Below are 14,107 nucleotides of genomic sequence, written 5' to 3'. Positions count from 1 at the left end.
CGGCTCCCTTCAGGCCCGTTGCCTGTCCTCGTAGAGAAGTTCTGGCGCAGCGAGCGCCTGCTATCAAACGCCAAGTTTACATCTATAGGTGAATCTGGTTCACTAATCTGATGCTGCAGATGACTTCACTCTCCGCCGTGCGCATCTTCGAAGCGGCCGCAAGGCTCTGCTCCTTCCGGGCAGCCGCGGAGGAGTTGAACCTCTCGCCGAGTGCCGTCAGCCATGCGATCGTGCGTCTGGAGCGGGATCTTGGCGTTGCGTTGTTCGAGCGAACGACGCGCAGCGTCTCGCTCACTCTCGCGGGACAGACGCTGCTCAATCACGCTTCGAATGCCTTCGAAGAATTGCGGCGCGGTGTTGAACAGATTTCATCCAACAAGGCGCAGCTGTTGCGCCTCCATTGCGCGCCGAGCTTTGCAGCACAGGTGTTGTCACCGCGCCTGCCACAGTTTCTGAAGGAGAATCCGGGTATCGAGGTCCGTGTTGCCGCGAGCACGAACTATGCCCGCTTCGTCGATGGACTCTTCGATGCCGATGTCGTCTACGGAGAGCCGATGAATCGCGAGGACCTGATCGTCATTCCGCTTTCGGAAGAGATCGTCTCGCCACTATGTTCACCGGAAATCGCGCGCCTGATCAGATCTCCGCGCGACCTGTTTCACCAACCGTTGATCCGAAGCGATCTCAAGCGCATCCAGTGGATTGACTGGTTCGAAGCCAATGACCTTGGACCACCGCCGCCACCATCGATGAGTTTTGACCGGAGCTTCCTTGCGGTTGATGCTGCGGTCAACGGGCTCGGCATCGCGCTCGAGTCAGACGTGCTGGCCAGGCGCGAACTGGAAAATGGCAAACTGGTCCGTCCTCTCTATCGGATCTGTCGTGACAACCGTTATATCGGCCACTATCTCGCCTATCCAAAATCCGGAAGCCAGCGGCGACTCGCCCGCGCCTTTGCCGACTGGCTAACGCGCCAATGCCAGCCGGCCGACAGTGGCTCGGGTTAGAGCAGCCGATTCCTCAGCTTTCCCGGCTGCGACGCCTCACTCTTTTCCGAGCGCATCCAGGTCTGAAGCGAGTGAGATCTCTTTCAAGGTCCGCCGCTCAATCGTTCCACTGACAGGAGCCGCGTATCCCGCGCGTGATGGAGATGACCAAACCTTCCATGTCTAAACCGCGCCGCTGCCGCCGCGCGGATTGCAACCATAAAGGCCATCCTGGTCTTGGGTCCGATCGTCTCGAAGGTAACGGTCGCAAGCGAAGACCTCGTCCGACCATTCGCGCAAGCGATCTTCTAGAACGTTCGCCTGTCGGGAGCGACGAGCAGAGGAAACGTCGGCAACATGCTTTTCAGCTGCGCCGCGGCGATCCGCCGGCGAGGCAACGCCAAGCCGCGAGACGACGGTAAGCCCGCCCTCGTCCCCAAGACGCTTATAAAGGTCGTGCCAAAAGAAGCGGGCCGGCGCAAGCTCACGCGCTTTGAGGGCGTCGCCCTACGCTGCGAGAAGACAAAGCGAACCTTCGCCCCCTTTCGTCGTCCTCGCCACCGGCTTCATTTTGCTCAGATCTGCCCACAAGGCCTAAGGTTTTGCGGACTCACTTGTTATCCATGAGTTTTTGAGACATGTAGATATATTCAAGCGCGTAGCGGCGGGCGTATTCCTGCAGGTTGGCGGCGGCGGTGTGACCGCCCTCGATATTTTCATAATAGTAGAAGGGCAGGCCTATATCTTCGAACAGGGCGGCCATCTTGCGCGCGTGCACTGGCCCGACGCGGTCATCCTTTGTCGAAGTTTCGAAGAAGGGTTCCGGATACGCCACGCCCGCCCTGACATTATGATAGGGCGAGATCGAGCGCAGGAAGGCGCCTTCGACCGGATCGTCGGGACTGCCATATTCGCCCTGCCAGGAGGCTCCTCCCGACATGTGGATGAAATTGACCATGTCGAGAAGCGGCACCTGGATCACGGCCGCGTTCCACAGGTCGGGCCGCTGGATCATTTGCACGCCCATGAGCAGGCCGCCGTTCGACCCCCATGATCCCGAGATGCGGTGTCGAGGTTACCTCCTGCGCGATCAGGTCCTGCGCCACGGCCTGGAAGTCGTCATAGACGCGCTGACGATTGGTTTTCAAACCGGCCTCGTGCCATTTTGGGCCGAACTCGCCGCCGCCGCGGATATTCGCCAGCGCATAGGCACCACCCTTCTCCAGCCATAGCTTGCCAAGCACCGCCGAATAGTTGGGCTGCATTGGGATTTCGAAACCGCCATAGGCGTAGAGGATGGTCGGGCTCGTGCCGTCCAGCTTGACGTCCTTGCGCGCTACGAGGAAGTACGGAACCTTCGTGCCATCCTTCGAGGTCGCCCAGAACTGCTGTACTTGCAGGCTTTTGGCATCAAAGCGTTCCGGGGCCGAATTGATCTTCTCGACTTGGCCCGTTACAGCATCGGCGCAAAAGAGAGTTGAAGGTTCGAGGAACCCTTCTGAGAAGACGAACAGATGATCGCTCTCATCGTCGCTGGACGTCAGGGACAGGGTCGAATTTTCCGGCAGAGCCAACTTAAAAGACGTCCAGCCGCCTTTGCCGAAATCGAAGCTGCGGACCTCGCTGGTGACATTTGACAGGATCGACAGCACGAGACGGTTCTTGGTCTGGGTAGTCCCTGCGACAGATTGATGCTCGTTTGGCATGAACAGCACAAGCGGTTCAACGTGCGCTGGATCGGCGAGCGCCCCCTTGAGATCGAAAGCGATAATCGCGCCATTGCGGAAGACGGTGCCTTTGGCCGAGGTCCAGTCAGACTTCAACCAATAGATTGCCTGGCCCTTGTAGTAGCAGCTAAAGGCGGCCGTGGTCGGCAGGGGCAGGACCACCTTGTGGGTATCGGTGTGGCCGTTTGGGTAAAAGGCTAGTTCGGTATTGAAGAAGTCGAGGCCGCGATACGAGGTGTCCATCACATACTTGCCATCGATGTCGCGCCGCACGCCGCGTTCAGCCGATACGTCCATCTTTTGGCCGCGGAAAATCTCGGCCGCCTGATCATATGCCCGGAGCTTCGGATGGACCGGCTGCTCCCCCGGCGGGTTAGTCTGCACAGGCTGGTACCCGCAACAACAGGAGAAGCAGCCATGGAGACCAAGACCGAGGACCTTTTTCCAACGCTGACGACGATCGGCATCGACATCGGCAACGACCTCTTTCACATCGTGGCTTCGATACTGACGGCAAGATCGCCTTGCGACGCGGCTTCACAACGGCTCAGCCGATTCGCCCTTTTGACCCTCTTGTCCGAGACGAGCCGACGAGGAGTAGCAGCTGTGCTTTTCTGGATCACGCACAGATATACTCTCCCCTAACCCCACGTACCGCTAGTTTCTGGACAAAAAAATCTAAGCTCTGTCTTTGCAATCCCAGGCCAAAAATGCCGGTGTCGAGGCGTCCCTTCGCGATTACCGCTCGGAATATCAGCGGCAGGATCGCACTGACCCCAATTATCCCATGTCGGTCCGGTTTTCTGAACCCTGCACAAACCTCCTGCGGCTGCCCTTCTACCCGGTCAAGCTGCGCGCGAACGGGCGCGGGCGGCAGTGCCTGCGCATAGAAGTGCATACAGGCGCTTGAGTGGTGGTTGCCCGTGGCTTGAACATATCCGCGTCCTAACCAACCGCCCTCGCTGAGGATTACCTCACGGGTTGAACAAACCTGCACGAATCGTTGATAAGGGAACTTGAGGTCAACATTTGAGGGGCAGAAGCAGCAGGGCCAATCGGAAAGGATTGGCCATTCCGAGGCAAGTGCCTTGCCCTCAATCGGACGTGAACGCCAATGTGCATCTGCCAATTAGCGTTACCCTGGAATTGAATAAGACCCGGACGAGCTGGCTACTCCGTATCCGGGTCTTATTCGTGGTCTAGGAAGGGGGCGTCGGCAAAAGCCGGCGTCCCACTCCGCGGCTAAATATGGGTCTTCTAGCGAGACTTTCCAAGCACGTCGCGAGGTTTCATAAAGCGCGGGGCCGACCGCGGTTCCGCCTACTCTATGACAGACCTGGATCCGCCGCCGAGGAGAAAGAGTAATGTGCGGTTCGACTCCCTTCACGGCGAGGGATGCACAGTTCGCTTCCGGTGGCACCCGAGCAGGTTCTGTTGAATCCATCCGCTTGATTCCGGGCGCGCTGTTGGTCGAGTCCCCCCATGAAGGAAAAATGCAGAACCTTGCTCTTCCCAAATTTAAGAAGACCGTCAACAGGAGAGATGAGACGCTCACCGCCGCATTCGAGAAGTGTGAAATTTCTCTCGCCTAGGTGGAGCCCAGGCGAGTATAGTGGGGTGATATTTGGCGGCACGAACACTGAGAGGGCTGAACGTGCGTGCAGCGCTGTCCTTGGTGGGGAAGAAATCTGCAGGCGCAATTCCGATCGGGGAAGGTGACGCGGGCTATAAATACAGGGCTTTCATTAGCTACTCCGCTTCGGACCGTACGGTAGCAGAAAGGCTTCAAAGGTCATTGGAGTCATACAGGATACCTAAACCACTCCGCAGGTCCGGGGGCTACAGGAACGAAAGAGTCTCGCCGATCTTCCGAGACCGATCCGATCTAAAGGCCTCTGCAGACCTCGGGCAAACAATTAGGGAGGCACTGGAGAGCTCAGAGTATTTGATAGTGTTATGCAGTCCCGCGGCCGCCAACTCGCAGTGGGTAGATAAAGAAATTTCCTTTTTTAAGGAGCTTGGCCGATCGGACAACATCATAGCCGTAATCGTGCGTGGTGTGCCTGTCGTTAACGATCCCGCTCGGGAGCCGCAGGGGGCGTTCCCAAAAGCCTTGGTCGGCCTGCTGTGCGGGGATGGCTCGCTGACGGAGCCTTTGGCGGCCGACATTCAGGAGCCGGCCGCGGACGGACGAGGCGGCGACGGGTTTAACCTGGCGAAGCTAAAAATTATCGCTACCCTGCTCGGTGTTTCCCTTGCCGAACTCACGCAGAGACAGGCGGAGGTGGATCGACGCCAACGTCGCGTAGCTCAAGCCGTTGCCGCCGGAATGCTTGTCCTTGCCGTTGTCGCGGGCACAGGGGCGTGGATTGCAGTGGAGCAAAGTCAGGCAGCCGAGCGACGCCTTCAGAACGCTGTCGATAGCGCCGCGAGGCAGATAGTGGCCACGGTTCGATATAGAGATCGATACGGCGTGCCGTCGGGCGTAATTCAGGAGCTTTTGAGATCTGCGGAGGCAGATTTCGGCAACCTCATCTCGGACGATGACACCTCGCCGATGCTCGTGTTTCAACGCGCGCGGCTTAATCTGGAATTCGCCGAACTGTTCAATCTTGTTGGCGATGAGCAATCACAACAAAAGATCTTGCCTCTCATCGCCGAGACTACAACAGCCTTGGATCGGTTGGAGCAAAGCTCTCCATCGGCTTTGGAATGGATCGGCCTGTCTTCAGCACCGGACCCGGCTGCGATCGCCATGCTGCGATTGAAATTGCTTGATGTGGAAGGCCAAGAAAGTGCCTATGCGGGAAAGTTCAAGAAAGCGATCGGGTCTGCGGAATCAAGGATTGCTGTTTCGCAAAAATGGTTAGCCAAATTAGGTGGCCTATCTTGGCTTCGTGAGTTGGCTCAAGGCCATTGCCGGGTGGGAGGATACAATTATCAATGGGGGAAGCTCGCGGCGTCCGCGGCTTCCTACGAAAAATGCCTGGAGACAACCAGGTCGCTGATGCAAAAGAGGCAGGCCACATCGGATCGCGGAGATCTGATGGCTGCGCTTTCCTCCCTCGCCACGACGCTCGTGGAGATGGACCGTCGTTCAGAAGCGCTGTCGCGACAGCAGGAAGCTGCTGAGACAGCAAGCGCTTTGGTTTCCGCCGAACCTCACAACACAGAATACCAGCGAACTGAACTCGTCACATTGACACGGCTCGGCGATATGGTCCTTTCAGTAGAAATGGATGTTGCTCGGTCCTTAAAGCACTATCAGCAGGCATTGGCCATTTCCGACAGGCTTACAAAATCTGATCCTTCGCGGCTCGACTGGCAGCGAGACCGCTCTCTCCTGCTGGAGCGACTGGCGAGTTCGCACCTCCGTCTGGCAGATAGTCGAGATACCATGAAATCCTTGGAAAACTTGCGTCAGGCAGAACAGTACGTTCGGGACGCTTTGGAGACCGCCGAGCGACTTCTGAATAACAATCCTCTAAGTCAGCAATTGTTGAGAGATCGCGGCGTGCTTGAGGAAAGACAGGGTCAGGTAGCTTTCGCGAGCTACAAGCGTGGAGGCGATGCAAGTAAATTGGAGGACTCCGCGCGTTGGTACGCCAAAGCGATCGCCGATCGCCGCGCAATTCTAAAAGCGGATCCGGGGCGCTCCTTTTACAAACTCGATTTGGCCGTTGCCTTGGTCCAATTCGGCGAAGTTGCAAGGGAAAGGCGGGAAAGCGAGGGGGCAGAGCGTTCATTACGAGAAGGGCTGTCACTTTTGGAGGAACTGACAAGCAGGGAGGATGCACAGCCGATATGGTTGCGCGAGATTGCGAAGGTTCACTCCGCCCTAGGAGACCTCTATCAGCAACAGGGAAATGTAGCGAGTGCTCAGGCGGAAATCCGGACCGCCATTGGGGTCATGCGGAGCTTGCGAGAAAGATTCCCTGGGATCGCTCAGTACATGCAAGATGAAGAGTATCTCCTTGCCAAGGAGCATGAATTTGCGAAATTGCCTAATTAAGCGCTCCGGATGTGGTTGCCGTTTCAGTAGGAGGCTCTGTTCTGTTCAGAAGGATATCCGCAGTCCGCCTGTGAAGCCGTAATTGTCTATTAAATCATTAGCCAAAATTGCTCGACCGTCCATATAGGCCACTCCTCCGTTAAACACTTCGGTTACAACACCTGTTCGTAGCTCGAAGTAATCGCGGTCAGGCCGATTGGTTTTGAAACTGAATACAAGTGGATCGGGGCGGCCGTCTTCTACAAAACTCGCGTGGATCGTTCGTTGATCATTTGCGAATTCGTGTATGTAGTCCAGCTGCGCGAACGGGACCACCGTTATGGTCTCAAGGGCGAACGGCCGCGATACAGCGAACCCGACGCGTGTCTGGACGGATACAATGTCTTGGTCTCCATAGCGGAGGCTCGCCCCTGTGATGGGGTGCAAGCTACCGGCCGCTTCCGTTTCAGAATAGCTATCGATGCTTTGCCAGGAAGTGCGAAATGCCAGCCTTGGTCCGATGACTAAACCACCATATTGCCAGTCGTATCCTGCGTTGAGGTTTGCGGAGAGGCCCAGCACGTCGGGACTGCCCTCAATCATGCCGGCGGTTCTGTCGGAATCAAAGAAGAGAAGTGGCGGAAGAGGGTTGCCATCCGGATCAGTTTGAGGGGATGCGCCCAGATCGACTGTGCAGAGACTGTTCCTGTACCGTTGCTTGCTTTTGCTAGCTGTCACTTCGGCCGAGATGAAACCGTTGTCCATTAAGCTGGAGTGATAGAAGGCAGAAGTGCTAAATTCATCGGCGTCGAATGTGCCATCACTTGGTACGCCGCAAAGATCCTGAAAGTCACCAGACAAGGAAAATCCGCTCGCTATGGCATCCGTGCCTGTCAAAGTGAGCGTGTCCGGCTGCGGCGAGATGCCGTCGGCCTTCGTGTACGCGCCCTTAAAGCCGAGCAGGCTGCGATCGGAAACGCTCCAAAATACACCCAATTGAATTTGGAATAGATCGATGTCTTGTGCTGGTGCGTAGCGAGTAGCAGCTTGCCGATACTTTTCATAATCAAGTTGGCCATACAAGCTAAAGTCATCAAATGGAATTACGCCTGCTGCATTAACTGCGTCCTGTCCATCACTAAGGAGGCTGATAAAGGCGTTCCCTGCTGCACGAAAGTCACCGTTGTAGAAGTAGTTCGAGACAGCTGCGTTTTCAACGTCTCTACACTCGGGGTTCTTAGAGGGATCACATGGTTCGGCGCGCCGACGGCTGACGTCAAATTGCGAAACGGTTCTAGTAGACTGCAGCGACGCCAGACCACCCCCCAGTACGGAGCCGCCGGAAAGTTGCGTCTCATCCGTGTTCGCCTGACAGTGGCGTGAGAGATTCGGTCCGATAGGTCCAGGTCTGCTAATATTTCCAGCGCGATCGACCAAAGTGAGGTCGAGATTGCTTGCAAAAGGATTTGCAACGAATTGACAATCAGCACTCCCAGCCCCGAGGAGAAATCCCAATGCTTGGCTGTAAGTATCGAAATTGTTCCTGAGAGGCACAGTCTGCGCATTCGTTTCGCCGCAAGCCAGTAGACAAGCGCTCAGCACTGGAAGCACCGCATTGATTCGCATCACGTCCCCCTCGACAGTTGATGCCGGCAGCCGGGCGACGGGTGTAGAACGGCTTACACGCAGTCACCAACTTTCCCGCCGCGAAGAGCTCGGCTTGAGGATCACAGTTTTTTGAGGAATGGCAATATGGAAGTTGCGTGCCCTGAAGATATTCCAACAGTGGATGCAAAAAAACCACATGCTAATATAGAGCGTGGCGATGTTACCACCCACGATACGCCAGGGTCGCTTGTTGGCGATGAGGATTGCGAGAAGAGGTGTCGTCGCATGCTGCGCGATTTGATTTACCCGAAGCGGATTCCTTTTTGGGGTGGGCTCGCAGCAGGGCGAGGTTATGGGGGTGCACCGTCCGAAGACGACATCGAGCTCGCTGTGCAGCCTTTCGATCCTCCGGTGGGTCCGGGCGATGTCCAAAATCTCTTGGCCGGAATGGTCCGGGAAAGAATGAAGTGGCGGATGATAGGAGGCTCGTCGCGATGGCTAAGCGCCGGTGCGTTTCTTAGGGAGGTACGGCAAGCGCCCGGAAGCTGTGTTGCTTGGCCAAGCGGGGAACGGGGATGACAAGAGCCCTCCGCATCTCCATGCGGTCATGCGAAGCACCCAGTGCCTGCGAGCAAGAGACTGCTAGGGCGGCCACGTAGAAATCGCTATTTTTCGTACACGCTGCGGCGTTTGGCGTATTCTGCTCCCTCGAGATCCCGCAATGGGAGCGGCAATGGCGGTTTCTATTCTTTTCACCGGCCACATGATCGATCAGCCTGATCGCCCGAATGCGCGTTTTCCACCCGAGTTGGAGCGGGCGGCTGCAGTACGCATTGCCACAGCAATCGCTCCGTTCGCAACCACAGACAAGGGCCCTGTTATGGGGTTTGCAAGCTGCGCCCAGGGTGGGGACATACTGTTTCATGAACAATGCCGGCTCGTTCGAATTTCGACGACGATCGTGCTACCATTCTCTCCAGAGCTTTTTCTCCATACGTCGGTGAAGGGTATTCCCGGGAGCGATTGGGAGCGACGCTTCTGGCATTTGTGGACCACGACATCCGAGGCGCAGCGCGAGACCATGAACCTGCCTCGATCTGAAGAGGCATACAGCACCTGTAACCTCCGCCTGCTTGAGCGCGCTCAGGGGTATGGCGCAGTTCATTTGGTTGCCCTATGGGACGGCCAAGGCGGCGATGGCCCCGGCGGGACCGCCGATCTTGTAGGCCGTGTAGGTATTTCAAACAAGCCGGACATTTTCACGCCGGCGGGTCTAGAGGCGGACTAGCAGCACCTGCGACACGGAGGAGGGGTGTCCTGTTCCGACGTCGTCGCTTCGAACCTCGTCTTGATCCGAGGGATATTTGGCAGGCAATCTGCCACCTAGAAATTGATGGCCGGCCAATCCGCCGGCGCTCAGTCATTGATGGGCTTGGATTTGTCGTGTTACGGTTGATTATCCGACTTGTGAATTTCAGGAAGTCAGTGAGGTCAGCGAGTAAGCGCAGCCAATTGCAAAACCACCGATTTGCCTTGTGAAACGGGCGCATGGCAGTGCGGGTGGGACCGAAGCAGGTGAGACCAGCAGCGGAATAGCGGGGCGGCCAGTTGATTGCGTTGGCGCGTTCCCGCTTTCGGTTTTGGAGGAGGGGTGCATGGCTAGGGAAAATCTGCCGGACTCTATGCGGTTCATTATGAAGTGGGAGGGCGGTTTCGTTGACGACCCTGATGACCGCGGTGGTCGCACGAATAAAGGGATCACGCAGGAGGTCTATAATTCTTGGCGGAGCCGAATTGGTCAGCCTCCGCACGACGTTAAGCACATCGGCGATGAGGAGGTCCAGGCCATCTACGATGGAAACTACTGGACTCCTGCCGGATGTGATTTGCTGAGACGTAAGCTCGACTTGGCGCAGTTTGACACAGCGGTGAACATGGGAACGGACCGCGCGATTCGGATCCTTCAAGAGGCCGTTGGCGCGCGGATTGATGGGCAGTTCGGACCGGCGACGAAGACCGCCTGCGATGCCTGCGATCTCGGTATGACGCTGGTTCACTACACTCAAGTACGCGAAGGTCTATATAAGAGATTTGCCCAAGCGCCAGGACAGTCTAAGTTCCTGAGGGGTTGGATGAATCGGTTGAACGATCTTCGCCGTGAGATCGGTTTACCGGGCCTCGAAAGCATTCCGGAGGGACCAGACTTCGGAGATATGCCCTACATCGCTCGTGTTCCTGATTTGCCAGAAGGTGCCCCACTGGAACGCTGGGACTAGCGTAGGCGGTTTAAAGAGAGAGAGAGAGAGAGAGAGAGGGGGATGCATGGCACACGTCACGATGATCCATGGCATCGGTCAGAAGCCGGAGGAGGCCGCCCTCCTGGGGATCTGGCGCCGCGCCTTGGCGGGAGGTCCACACGAGACCCGGATCGATCTCGGCGCAAACGGGGTGAGCAGTTCCATGGTCTATTGGGCCGATGTGCTCTATCCGGAGCCCGATCCGAATGTTGCGGCTTACGAGAGTATCGACGATCTGGAGGCACTGAGGAGCGACGTCGACAACATTGGGCAAACAATAACTATGGATGAGGCCGCCGACCCCGACTGGCTTGCAAGACTCGCAGGGCGGTTGCTGCTAGAGGATCCGGCCCTGGAAATACCAGAAGATCCGCTTAATTACGGCTCAGATGTGGAGGAACGTTTCCCCCTCCCGTGGGCGCTTAAGCAACGCTTCCTTGGTGCCTTTCTGCGCGACGTGCATCATTACCTTTTCAACGTGGCCTGGACACCTCGATCGAGCGAGACCTACCAGGTTCAGCACGAAATCCGACGGCGCTTCGTTGAGAAGATTGCATCCGGTGCCAAAAAAGGCCGACCCCACGTGGTCGTCAGTCATAGCATGGGCACCGTGATCGCTTATGACTGTCTGGTGCGGGTACCAGACTGTCCGGGCGTTGACGCCTTGGTGACACTCGGCAGTCCGCTGGGAATTGACGAGGTGCAGGACAAGCTCGCACCGGAATGGACGCGTTCAGACGGGTTCCCGAGTCAAAAGGTTGAAGGCGACTGGGTAAACATCTTCGATCGCCTTGATGTTGTCGCGGCACTCGATCCGGTGCTGGCGAACGATTTCCGTCGCGGTGGGCTTGAGGTGGTCAGGGATATCCATGAACCTAATAGCGGCGTGTGGCGCCATAGTCTGAGGAAGTATTTCGAGGGGCCACTCTTGAGGACGGAGCTCAAGAGACTGCTGCAAATATAGGGGACGCCGATGAACTGCTCGGCAGAGGTGGCAAAGGTCCTCATAGCCGCCGCGAGCTTTGAGGAAAATCGGGTGGAATCGGTCTGCAGCAACTTGATCGAGTGCCTGCGGGCCGGTGATCGGGCACCGGACCTAGAGATTGCTCGAACGGTGCTGGACGTGCTGCGGCAGCACCGGCACATGAGCGCGCTCAAGCGTCTGGCGGACAATCTTGTGCGACTCGGATGTCAGGATGACCTTGTCTATCGGCACTACAGCCAAGCGCTAATCGAGAGCGGCGAACCCATTGCAGCAATCGAGATGCTTCAGGGCCTGGTTAGGAGAGTGCCCCTTGGCTCGAAAGAGTGGAATGAAGCTCAGGGGCTTCTCGGACGCGCATACAAGCAAATATACATCGACGCCTGCGGCTCCAACTTGGGTATGGCAGAGGGTGCCTTGAGGGCTGCCATAGCTGCGTATCGTCAGGTATTTGACAGTGACCCAACGCAGCTCTGGCATGGAGTGAACTTGGTCGCGTTGTTGGCCCGGGCTGACCGTGATGGTGTCAAGACTCCCGATTTTCTACGGATACACAGCATAATCGAGGCTTTGCGCCGCCAAATCGAACAACACTGGTCGGCAGGCACACTTGATGCCTGGGCCTATGCTTCCGCCGCCGAATTGGCGCTCGCGGGTGGCGATCTGAGCGGTGTGCGACGCTGGCTAAGGGAGTATTTGAACGCGGCCGACGTCGACGCCTTCAAGATTGCCGGGACCCTGCGCCAGTTCACCGAGGTATGGGGGCTTCGCGCGGGCGCCGGTGAAAGGGGAGCTGTTGTTGCTGTTCTAAGAGCGGCCCTGCTTCGTAGAAGGTCCGGGGTGCTCAGTCTGACGCCGCAGCAGGTTCAACGCACAGCTGAAGCGGACGTGGCATCTTTCGAAAAGATACTTGGAAACACCGGCGTTCAGACGTATTGGTGGGTGCGGACGGCAATGGACAGGGCACGCTCGGTTGCGCTGATCCGTCAACCGGATGGTCGAGGAGTCGGGACCGGATTTCTGGTCCGCGGCCGCGATCTCCACGAATCGCTCGGCGACGAACTCTTTCTGCTCACCAATGCTCACGTGGTAAGCGACTCGGCGGAACAGAGGGGAGTGCTCCGAAGCGACAAGGCATCCGTGGCCTTCGAGGCAACAGCCGACGTAGACCGGACCGCACGACGACATCGTTTGCTTGAGATTGTATGGAACTCTCCACCTGAACTGCTGGACGCCAGTCTGCTGCGTTTTGTGCAACCGCCGGTCGGGATCGAGCCTTGTCCCGTGTCGGATTCGCTTCCGGTGACAGATGAGGATCAGCGCGTTTACGTGATCGGCCATCCACTTGGGGGCGAGCTCAGCTTCTCGCTTCAGGACAATCGACTGCTGGACCATGAGGGTCCAATCAGCGGCAAGCCAGCGATCGCCGGGCGGGTTCTCTTGCATTACCGAGCTCCTACCGAACCGGGAAGCTCCGGCAGTCCGGTATTCTCCGCTGATTGGGACGTGATCGGTCTCCACCATGCAGGGGCGGACTTCATGCCAAAGTTGAACGGTAAGCAGGGGACCTACGCGGCGAACGAAGGAATTTGGATTCGTTCGATCAAAGAGGCGATTGCGCACAGCTTCATAGGCGGCACTGAGCCGAGCGAATGCTGAGTGCCTGTCTGGGGTCGGTAATGGCTCCGGAGGCGGCCGCTAATCGACAACTATCGGACGGCTGTTGCTTCACGAAGTAGACTTCGCTAACGTTCTCGTATTGTGCTCAAATGTGGCAGCCAGGTTGAAATGTCCGCGGTTGCGCAAATTGAAATGTCAACTTCAGGCTGCCGCGCGGCGACGCCGACCAGCCCCGATTTGACCGGCTGGTCCGGGTTGCAAGGTGAGATCGGGGCGGGTGAGAGGCACCCTTCGGCTTTAGCTTGGACAGCCCGATTAGGCGATCATTTTGCGGCATCGAGGTTGGAGAGCGCCTGTCGCCGTCGAGCAATGATCGCTGGATCGTTCATGAAATCCGTCCGTTTGCCCGGCTTGCGACCTCGCGGCGTATAGCCATTCTTCTCGCTGCTGGTCTTTATAGGCCAAGACATCGGAAAGCCGTTTGTTCTCGGTGATCGCCGCATGGGTCACACGCTGGTCCTTGTCGAACACCCGGTAAGGCAGGGAATGCCCCTTCCAGCGCATGTCCAGCCGGCCATCCGCATAGGCGTAAGTCTCGACATAGCGGCCGATCAGCCCGCGCGTCACATCGGTCTCCTCGGGCATGATCCGCTTGCGCTCGTAGGAGAACGTCAGTTGGGTACCGACTTAGCGCTGCTCACGCTTGCAGAGAATGTCGTTGAGCCGATCCGCCATGATGTTCAGCGGCCGGTGCATGTCCTCCGGCCGGGCAGGGGCGCGGGCAAACCGAGCGAACTGGGTGTTCTGCAGTGACACTCGTCAGCTTTTCGACAGGTAGGCCGGTTAAGAGCAGAGCGCTTCCACGTTGATGGTCCTCCGGACTCATCTGGTTGATG

At 57.4% G+C, this 14,107-nt stretch carries 9 protein-coding genes and 2 pseudogenes; 8 read left to right on the top strand and 3 right to left on the bottom strand.

Annotated elements, in window-relative coordinates:
* The first annotated feature begins 110 nt into the window (after positions 1 to 110).
* The gene (locus tag CO676_RS27265; protein ID WP_097523374.1) at positions 111 to 1,007 is read left to right on the top strand and encodes a LysR substrate-binding domain-containing protein; all 897 of its coding nucleotides are present in this window, start codon (positions 111 to 113) and stop codon (positions 1,005 to 1,007) included.
* 589 nt (positions 1,008 to 1,596) lie between these two features.
* Here CO676_RS27265 and CO676_RS27260 read toward each other — a convergent pair.
* Positions 1,597 to 3,010, bottom strand: a pseudogene (locus CO676_RS27260) (prolyl oligopeptidase family serine peptidase).
* A 120-nt stretch (positions 3,011 to 3,130) separates the two neighbouring features.
* Here CO676_RS27260 and CO676_RS35490 point away from each other — a divergent pair.
* The 3 genes from CO676_RS35490 to CO676_RS27240 all read left to right on the top strand — a co-directional run bounded on the left by CO676_RS35490 (position 3,131) and on the right by CO676_RS27240 (position 6,725).
* Positions 3,131 to 3,358, top strand: a complete 228-nt coding sequence (locus tag CO676_RS35490) for a hypothetical protein (RefSeq protein WP_097523373.1) — start codon at positions 3,131 to 3,133, stop codon at positions 3,356 to 3,358.
* Positions 3,359 to 4,077: 719 nt separating this feature from the next.
* Positions 4,078 to 4,305, top strand: a complete 228-nt coding sequence (locus tag CO676_RS27245; RefSeq protein WP_097523372.1) for a hypothetical protein — start codon at positions 4,078 to 4,080, stop codon at positions 4,303 to 4,305.
* 62 nt (positions 4,306 to 4,367) lie between these two features.
* Positions 4,368 to 6,725 carry a toll/interleukin-1 receptor domain-containing protein gene (locus CO676_RS27240; RefSeq protein ID WP_179875664.1) on the top strand — a complete coding sequence of 786 codons (2,358 nt, stop codon included), beginning with the start codon at positions 4,368 to 4,370 and terminating at the stop codon, positions 6,723 to 6,725.
* 45 nt (positions 6,726 to 6,770) lie between these two features.
* Here CO676_RS27240 and CO676_RS27235 read toward each other — a convergent pair whose 3' ends face one another.
* Positions 6,771 to 8,330, bottom strand: coding sequence for an autotransporter outer membrane beta-barrel domain-containing protein (locus CO676_RS27235; RefSeq protein ID WP_097523370.1), 1,560 nt, complete (start codon positions 8,328 to 8,330; stop codon positions 6,771 to 6,773).
* Positions 8,331 to 9,045: 715 nt separating this feature from the next.
* Between CO676_RS27235 and CO676_RS27230 the strand changes: the two genes are divergently transcribed.
* The 4 genes from CO676_RS27230 to CO676_RS27215 all read left to right on the top strand — a co-directional run bounded on the left by CO676_RS27230 (position 9,046) and on the right by CO676_RS27215 (position 13,250).
* Positions 9,046 to 9,600 carry a hypothetical protein gene (locus CO676_RS27230; RefSeq protein WP_144340206.1) on the top strand — a complete coding sequence of 185 codons (555 nt, stop codon included), beginning with the start codon at positions 9,046 to 9,048 and terminating at the stop codon, positions 9,598 to 9,600.
* 367 nt (positions 9,601 to 9,967) lie between these two features.
* Positions 9,968 to 10,588 carry a glycosyl hydrolase 108 family protein gene (locus tag CO676_RS27225; RefSeq protein ID WP_097523368.1) on the top strand — a complete coding sequence of 207 codons (621 nt, stop codon included), beginning with the start codon at positions 9,968 to 9,970 and terminating at the stop codon, positions 10,586 to 10,588.
* A 46-nt stretch (positions 10,589 to 10,634) separates the two neighbouring features.
* Entirely contained in the window at positions 10,635 to 11,573 is a 939-nt protein-coding gene (locus tag CO676_RS27220; protein WP_144340205.1) for a hypothetical protein, read from the top strand.
* A gap of 9 nt (positions 11,574 to 11,582) precedes the next feature.
* Positions 11,583 to 13,250 carry a TRAFs-binding domain-containing protein gene (locus CO676_RS27215; protein ID WP_097523366.1) on the top strand — a complete coding sequence of 556 codons (1,668 nt, stop codon included), beginning with the start codon at positions 11,583 to 11,585 and terminating at the stop codon, positions 13,248 to 13,250.
* Between the two features lie 284 nt (positions 13,251 to 13,534).
* Here the strand turns inward: CO676_RS27215 and CO676_RS27210 are convergent.
* Positions 13,535 to 14,003, bottom strand: a pseudogene (locus CO676_RS27210) (ISNCY family transposase); the annotation flags it as partial.
* Between the last annotated feature and the right edge of the window lie 104 nt (positions 14,004 to 14,107).

This window comes from Sinorhizobium sp. BJ1 (genome assembly GCF_002531555.1).
GTDB classification, from domain to species: domain Bacteria; phylum Pseudomonadota; class Alphaproteobacteria; order Rhizobiales; family Rhizobiaceae; genus Sinorhizobium; species Sinorhizobium fredii_B.
Note: the sequence above shows the minus strand (reverse complement) of the source record. Positions and strands in the feature narration are given on the sequence as shown.